This window comes from Pseudohaemophilus parahaemolyticus (genome assembly GCF_938021905.1).
GTDB lineage: Bacteria > Pseudomonadota > Gammaproteobacteria > Enterobacterales > Pasteurellaceae > Haemophilus_A > Haemophilus_A parahaemolyticus_B.
This window is the reverse complement of sequence record NZ_CALIFA010000037.1, coordinates 1-6995: the sequence shown is the minus strand read 5'-3', so window position 1 is coordinate 6995 and position 6995 is coordinate 1. Positions and strand designations below refer to the sequence as shown.

Here is a 6995-nt window from a genome sequence, read left to right as displayed (position 1 = left end):
GTAAAGGTAAAGGTAACGTTGAGTACTGGGTAGCCTTAATCCAACCGGGTAAAGTACTTTATGAAATGGATGGTGTGTCAGAAGAGATCGCAAGACAAGCATTTGCATTAGCAGCTGCTAAATTGCCAATCAAGACTACCTTCGTAACTAAGACGGTGATGTAATGAAAGCTCAAGATTTACGTACAAAAAGTGTTGAAGAGCTGAATAATGAGTTAGTGAACCTTCTAGGTGAACAATTCAAATTGCGTATGCAAACAGCCACCGGTCAGCTTCAACAAACCCATCAGGCTAAACAAGTGCGTCGTGATATCGCACGCGTTAAAACCATTTTAACTGAGAAGGCGGGTGAGTAATGACTGATAAAATTCGTAGCGTACAAGGTAAAGTTGTTAGCGACAAAATGGAAAAATCTTTCGTTGTTGCTATTGAACGTAAGGTAAAACACCCGTTATACGGTAAATTTATCCGTCGTACAACTAAATTACACGTACACGATGAAAACAACGAAGCTAAATTAGGTGATGTAGTTGAAATCAAGGAATGTCGTCCTGTTTCAAAAACAAAAGCACACACTTTAGTTCGTGTTGTTGAGAAAGCAGTAGCTTAATCAGCAAATCAATATTAAGCCCTCTAGCAGCAATGCTGGAGGGTTTTTTTATGCCTGATTTTCCAAAGAAGTATACTTCTTTTACTTGTTATTGACATAACAAGTAAAACATATTGATAAAAGTTTGGAGAAACTAGTGATGAGAATTAAGACATTATCTATTGGTCTTGTGGCAATTTTACTTTCAGCTTGTGTTCATCGTATAGGCGGTTATACATTGATGAGCTCAAAAAATGTTAATTTGAATTCTGGTAAATTGGCAGTTACTCAAGAGAGAGCGAGAGGTGAGCATTCAGCCTATCCTTATGCTCGTTTTGATGAAGCGACAGATCGTGCTATTCAAACTAATAAATGTGCTGTTGCGTTGTCTGATGTTGCTGTGTATGTAAAACAAAATTTCTTTACTGTTTCAGCTATTGTTGAAGGGAACTTAGTGGTAGACCGTACATTACCTGGATGTGGTAATGCTCATTAAAATAATAAAGCGGTCATTTTCCCCACGCATTTTGCAAATCGCATCAGGAAAATGACCGCTTGTTTTATTCTTTCAAATTACTCAACCGTCACCGATTTCGCGAGGTTACGTGGTTGATCCACATCAGTCCCTTTAATTAACGCAACGTGGTATGAGAGTAGTTGAAGTGGTACGGTGTAGAAAATTGGAGCAGTTACTTCATCAACTTTCGGGAATACCAAGGTTTTGTAGCCTAAGCCTGCATCGTGGTCGGCGAAGATAAATAATTGACCACCGCGTGCTTTCACTTCTTCAATGTTTGATTTCACTTTTTCGAGCAAATCATTTTCAGGGGCAACTACAATCACTGGCATTTCGCTGTCGATTAATGCTAACGGTCCGTGTTTTAATTCGCCCGCTGCGTAGGCTTCGGCGTGAATGTATGAAATCTCTTTTAATTTCAACGCCGATTCCATTGCGATTGGGTAGAGTTCGCCACGCCCTAAGAATAAGCTGTGTTGTTTATCTGCAAAATCTTCAGAGAGTTTTTCGATCTCTTTTTCGTGGGTTAATGCCGCTTCAATTAACGCAGGTAAACGTTGTAATGCATGAACGATGTCCGCTTCTTGCTCTGCTGAAACGTTGCCTTTTAAGCGACCTAATGCCGCCGTTAAAAGTAATAAGCAAGTTAATTGAGTCGTGAAAGCTTTAGTTGAAGCCACGCCTACTTCCACGCCTGCGCGGGTCATAAAGGCGAAATCTGATTCGCGAACCAATGAAGAGGTTGCTACGTTACAGATGGTCATCGCTGCCATAAAGCCAGACTCTTTCGCCAAGCGTAATGCCGCTAAAGTATCTGCGGTTTCGCCTGATTGTGAGATGGTTACAAGCAAGCTATTTGGGCGAGTCACAAATTTGCGGTAGCGGAATTCAGAGGCGATTTCTACATCACATGCCACACCTGCAATTGATTCTAACCAATAGCGTGCCACCATCCCTGCGTTGTAAGAAGTACCACACGCGACGATTTGGATATGTTCCACTTTCGATAAAATTTCCGCAGCATTTAGTGCAATAGCTTCTAAATTCACTTTGCCTTCTTTGATGCGACCATCCAAGGTATTCATAATTGCCACTGGTTGTTCGAAAATTTCTTTCTGCATATAGTGGCGATATTGCCCTTTATCTGCTGCATCTTGCTCGAAGTTGCCTTCAAGAATTTCACGTTCTACTTTGTTGCCGTTGCGGTCGTAAATATCAACTGAAGTACGTGTGATTTCTGCCACATCGCCTTCTTCTAAGTAAGCAAAACGGCGGGTTACGCTTAATAGTGCAAGCGGGTCAGAAGCGAGGAAGTTTTCACCGATGCCGTAACCGATAACTAACGGAGAACCTGAACGTGCTACGATTAAATGCTCTGGTTCTTCTTCATTTAATACTACGGTACCGTATGCACCGCGAAGTTGTTTCACGGTTTTTTGTACTGCTTCTAATAATGAATTTGATGTGCGGAATTCCCATTCCACTAAATGGGCGATCACTTCGGTGTCAGTTTGTGATTGGAACACATAACCGCGTGCTTGTAACTCTGCACGCAACTCTTCGTAGTTTTCGATAATACCGTTGTGAACCACCGCAATTTTGCCTGAGCGGTGAGGGTGTGCATTGGCTTCAGAGGGTTCACCGTGGGTTGCCCAGCGGGTGTGTGCTATCCCTGTTCCACCTAATAATGGTTTGGCTTCTAACGCATCGTCTAAGGATTTCACTTTACCCACGCGACGTAAAATATTCATTTGTTTATCTGCACCTAATACGGCAACGCCCGCAGAGTCGTAACCACGATACTCTAAGCGGTGTAATCCATCGACTAAAATTGCTGCTACATCACGTTGTGCTACCGCACCGACAATTCCACACATAAATTTGTTTCCTAATGTTTGTTTAATTTGAGTTTAAATTTATAGATTTCTCCGTTTTTTCTTCTGCCAAATCTCCCTTGCCCCTCTTTAGCAAAGAGGGGTAGGGGAGATTTGGCAGTAGTAATTAACGGAGAAAATATACGATAAAATAAGTACTATTTAGCCACAATCACTTCTACGCCGTTTTGTTCAATCAAAACTTTCGTTTCGTAACTTAATTGGCTATCAGTGATGATTTTGTCAATCTTAGACCAATCAAGTTCCACATTGGGCATTTTTCTTCCGATCTTTTGTGATTCGATTAACACAATTACTTCACGGCTCACTTCTGCCATCACTTGGCTTAACCCGACTAACTCATTGAACGTCGTTGTGCCGCGTTCTAAATCTAATCCATCAGCCCCAATAAAGAGCTGGTCAAAATCATAAGAACGAAGGGCATTTTCTGCCACTTTGCCTTGGAAGGATTCTGAGCGAGCATCCCAAGTTCCACCTGTCATTAACACCGTCGGTTCACATTCCAAGGTCGTTAGTTCGCTGGCAAGAGAAAGAGAATTGGTCATAATTACCAAGCCTTTTTGATTCAAGGCTTTTACCAACGCCCCAGTGGTGCTACCGCTATCAATAATGATGCGATTGTGATCAGAAATAATTTCACAAGCTGCTTTGGCAATAGCTAACTTTTGTTTTGAAAGTTGCTCATCGTTGCTTTCTTCTTCCATCATTTCCGATGGCATTTTTATCGCCCCACCATAACGGCGAAGCAAGAAACCGCCTTCTTCTAATACGCGTAAATCTTTACGGATAGTCACTTCAGAGGTTTCAAAGAATTGGGCGAGATAATCCACGCTTAATTCATTTTGTTCTATCAGCATCGAAACGATCAGCTGACGGCGTTGTTGGGTGTTTCGTTTTGACATAGTTCTTAAACCATAAAGTTTCGTTTCAAAACTTTTTGAATTATAATGAAATTTTGACCGCTTGCAAGCATAAAAATGGCTAGGGTTGACCTAGCCATTGTTTTTACATTCAAAGAAATATTACACCTTTACACTCTTTTTCAAAAATGCTCTCTTATTTTAGTAAGTCGAACATTGCAGACATTGCCGCATTACCTTCCTAATTGATGTTCAAGTAGTGTTTGCATAATTGCAAAATTAAAAAGAAAACCGGTCGATTGGTCGGTTTTTTGTAGGTTACTTCTTAGATTGTTTATTTAAAATATAAATAATACCTTGTGTTACTGCAATGGGTACAACAAATGCAGTAGTTAATGTTGTATAAGCTACATAAACAGGCATTGATAACGTTATAGTTGTCAGTTCTAAGGCGATATCATCGGCTATAACTTCTTTATGTGATGTTCTTCGCACTAAAGAAATTTCGATTGGTTCAGGCATTGAAAATTTACTGATTATTTCATCTCTATTATTAAAGCGAATTCGCTTTCCAAATGCTCGGTATTGCCGTTTTAATGCTGGCTGATTAGCTTTCCAGTTCGGATTTCTAAGTTTTACTGCTGATAAGAAATTAGAATGAATATGGCTAATAGGATTAAACCAATATTGTTTTTGCAACTGCTCTTTTTCCTCTTTACTATATTTGCTTTCGTCTAAATAAACGGTGTATTCGCCAGTGACCTCATTATCAAGGCTATCTAATTTCATTGTAAAAAAGAGTGTTTGTTTTGCATAAGGGCTAGTCAAGAAATGTTGCATTGCTTCAACATCTTGATTTTGTAAAAGATAGTCCGACTGCTCACCTATCAGATAAATTTTATTTTTTTCAATCATAAAGGCATAAATTTTTTCTGTGGTTTTTATGGGCTTGTTAATATGGATAACGCAACTCGTGAGCAAGCAAATTAAAATAAGATAAAGTTTTTTCATTGTTATTTTGTGGGACATTTGTAGTATGGGGAAAGTGAAACGTTTGTGATGTTTTCCTCAGTAATATCTTTCAAAACAACTGAGCACCCCATTGGCTTAATTTCATATTGATGCCCGGCTTTAGGGATAAATGATGCACGATCATCTCGGCGTTCTCCTCCATCGGTGGCACCCAAAGTAATGGTTTTCATCAGAAATTTTCGGATAGTATCATAGCCTGCAATTGGACCGTACTGACATAATTGTGTTGTTTCGGTCTGGCAAGGTTTTCCCGCAACGCGGCAAACAGCTTTACTGATTTGATGTGATGGGGTGAGATTGATTATTTTATCCGTAGGAATGACATATTCTCTAAACGTATAATTTTCCTTCTGGGCGATATCTGAGTCCTCGGTTTGAGTCATACCTATTCGATGTTGCCCACTGCCGTTAAACCATCCGGTAGGGCGAAGATGTATTCCTCTCTTATCTTTTTCACAATCCATGATTGTTACATTGATTTCGCCATCGTTTCCTATATTAAAGATTCGGATACGGGCATGTTTTGTTGCGTCATATTCTTGAGGATTGATGATTTCTTTTGTTGCACATCCTGTAAGCAGCATTGCAAGCATCAGTGTTTTCCATCTATTTTTCATATTTCTCCCTTCTTTGGATAAAAAAACGACTAGGCAAAGCCTAGCCGTTAAATATATTACGCCTTCACATTCTCTTTCAAGAACGCAAGCAACTCATCTTTTGCAATCATCTGTTTCTCACCAGAACGGCGGTTCTTATATTCAATTTCGCCATTGTCTAGGTTTTTCTCGCCAATTACCACCATATGCGGCACACCAATCAATTCCATATCAGCGAACATCACGCCCGGGCGTTCTTTACGATCATCAAAAATCACATCAACGCCTTGTGATTGTAAAGTGCGGTAAAGTTCTTCAGCGTATTTTTGTACGCTTTCAGATTTGTGCATATTCATCGGCACAATCGCCACAGTGAATGGGGCGATTTCGTCTGATGGCCAGATGATACCGCGTTCATCGTGGTGTTGCTCAATCGCTGATGCCACCACACGAGTTACCCCAATACCGTAGCAACCCATTGTCATTACAAGTGGTTTACCGTCTTCGCCTTGAACGGTCGCTTTCATTGCTTCAGAATATTTTTTACCCAGTTGGAAAATATGCCCCACTTCAATACCACGTTTGATTTGAAGCGTGCCTTTACCATCTGGACTTGGATCGCCTTCAACTACGTTGCGTAAATCAAAAACTTCTGGCATTGCAACATCGCGTTCCCAGTTCACATTGAAGTAATGTTTTCCGTCGATATTCGCACCACAACTAAAATCAGACATTAACGCCACAGTGCGGTCAATAATTGCAGGAATATTAAGATTTACCGCACCTAATGATCCCACGCCTGCACCAATTTTTGCTTTGATTTCTGCTTCGTCCGCAAACTCAAGGGGATCTACTACTAACGGGTGTTTTTGTGCTTTGATTTCGTTTAATTCGTGGTCGCCGCGAATAATCAACGCCACAAGCGGTTGATTTTCGTCTGCACCTTTCACAATCAGAGTTTTCACGGTTTTTTCGATTGGCAAGTTGAATTGCTCCACAAGTTCATTGATCGTTTTCGCATTTGGTGTATCAACTAAACACATTTCTGCCGTTGGTGTTTGGCGTTCGCCTACAGCAATTGCTTCTGCCAATTCGATATTCGCTGCAAAATCCGATTCGGTAGAGAACACCACATCATCTTCCCCGCTTGAAGCTAACACTTGGAACTCATGGGAAGCTGAACCACCAATAGACCCAGTATCCGCTTGTACCGCACGGAAATCTAAGCCTAAGCGGTTAAAAATGTTACTGTACACTTGGTACATCACATCATAGGTTTCTTGCAAACTTTCTTGTGTAGTGTGAAATGAGTACGCATCTTTCATAATAAATTCACGCGAACGCATTACACCAAAACGAGGACGCACTTCATCACGGAATTTAGTTTGAATTTGATATAAGTTAAGTGGAAGCTGTTTATATGAAGAAACTTCTCGGCGGACTAAATCGGTGATCACTTCTTCGTGAGTTGGCCCAAGTACAAAGTTACGGTTTCCGCGGTCTTCAA

At 40.6% G+C, this 6995-nt stretch carries 9 protein-coding genes; 4 read left to right on the top strand and 5 right to left on the bottom strand.

The window, feature by feature from the left end:
- The 4 genes from QMF79_RS03720 to QMF79_RS03705 all read left to right on the top strand — a co-directional run.
- Positions 1-164: ribosomal protein L16 (locus QMF79_RS03720; protein WP_281772822.1), on the top strand; the 164-nt coding region annotated here is incomplete at its 5' end.
- Positions 164-355, top strand: a complete 192-nt coding sequence (rpmC, locus tag QMF79_RS03715) for a 50S ribosomal protein L29 (RefSeq protein WP_005695090.1) — start codon at positions 164-166, stop codon at positions 353-355. The genes QMF79_RS03720 and rpmC, both read left to right, overlap by 1 nt.
- The gene (gene rpsQ / locus QMF79_RS03710; RefSeq protein WP_281772821.1) at positions 355-609 is read left to right on the top strand and encodes a 30S ribosomal protein S17; all 255 of its coding nucleotides are present in this window, start codon (positions 355-357) and stop codon (positions 607-609) included. The genes rpmC and rpsQ overlap by 1 nt, the downstream gene beginning before the upstream one ends.
- A 220-nt stretch (positions 610-829) precedes the next feature.
- Positions 830-1084 carry a hypothetical protein gene (locus QMF79_RS03705; RefSeq protein WP_225791724.1) on the top strand — a complete coding sequence of 85 codons (255 nt, stop codon included), beginning with the start codon at positions 830-832 and terminating at the stop codon, positions 1082-1084.
- 77 nt (positions 1085-1161) lie between these two features.
- Here QMF79_RS03705 and glmS read toward each other — a convergent pair whose 3' ends face one another.
- The 5 genes from glmS to proS form a co-directional block, all read right to left on the bottom strand.
- Positions 1162-2982 carry a glutamine--fructose-6-phosphate transaminase (isomerizing) gene (gene glmS, locus QMF79_RS03700; RefSeq protein WP_281772820.1) on the bottom strand — a complete coding sequence of 607 codons (1821 nt, stop codon included), beginning with the start codon at positions 2980-2982 and terminating at the stop codon, positions 1162-1164.
- Positions 2983-3137: 155 nt separating this feature from the next.
- A complete protein-coding gene (locus QMF79_RS03695) occupies positions 3138-3902 on the bottom strand; it encodes a DeoR/GlpR family DNA-binding transcription regulator (RefSeq protein ID WP_281772819.1) in 765 nt (254 codons plus the stop codon).
- 276 nt (positions 3903-4178) lie between these two features.
- A complete protein-coding gene (locus tag QMF79_RS03690; protein WP_281772818.1) occupies positions 4179-4871 on the bottom strand; it encodes a hypothetical protein in 693 nt (230 codons plus the stop codon).
- A gap of 2 nt (positions 4872-4873) precedes the next feature.
- The gene (locus QMF79_RS03685; RefSeq protein ID WP_281772817.1) at positions 4874-5509 is read right to left on the bottom strand and encodes a hypothetical protein; all 636 of its coding nucleotides are present in this window, start codon (positions 5507-5509) and stop codon (positions 4874-4876) included.
- Between the two features lie 56 nt (positions 5510-5565).
- A partial coding sequence (proS, locus tag QMF79_RS03680; protein WP_281772816.1) for a proline--tRNA ligase occupies positions 5566-6995 on the bottom strand: 1430 nt, incomplete at its 5' end.

Coding starts and splice junctions, on each gene's coding strand:
- rpmC (WP_005695090.1), top strand. CDS start 164: ATGAAAGCTCAAGATTTACGTACAAAAAGTGTTGAAGAGCTGAATAAT.
- rpsQ (WP_281772821.1), top strand. CDS start 355: ATGACTGATAAAATTCGTAGCGTACAAGGTAAAGTTGTTAGCGACAAA.
- QMF79_RS03705 (WP_225791724.1), top strand. CDS start 830: ATGAGCTCAAAAAATGTTAATTTGAATTCTGGTAAATTGGCAGTTACT.
- glmS (WP_281772820.1), bottom strand. CDS start 2,982: ATGTGTGGAATTGTCGGTGCGGTAGCACAACGTGATGTAGCAGCAATT.
- QMF79_RS03695 (WP_281772819.1), bottom strand. CDS start 3,902: ATGTCAAAACGAAACACCCAACAACGCCGTCAGCTGATCGTTTCGATG.
- QMF79_RS03690 (WP_281772818.1), bottom strand. CDS start 4,871: ATGAAAAAACTTTATCTTATTTTAATTTGCTTGCTCACGAGTTGCGTT.
- QMF79_RS03685 (WP_281772817.1), bottom strand. CDS start 5,509: ATGAAAAATAGATGGAAAACACTGATGCTTGCAATGCTGCTTACAGGA.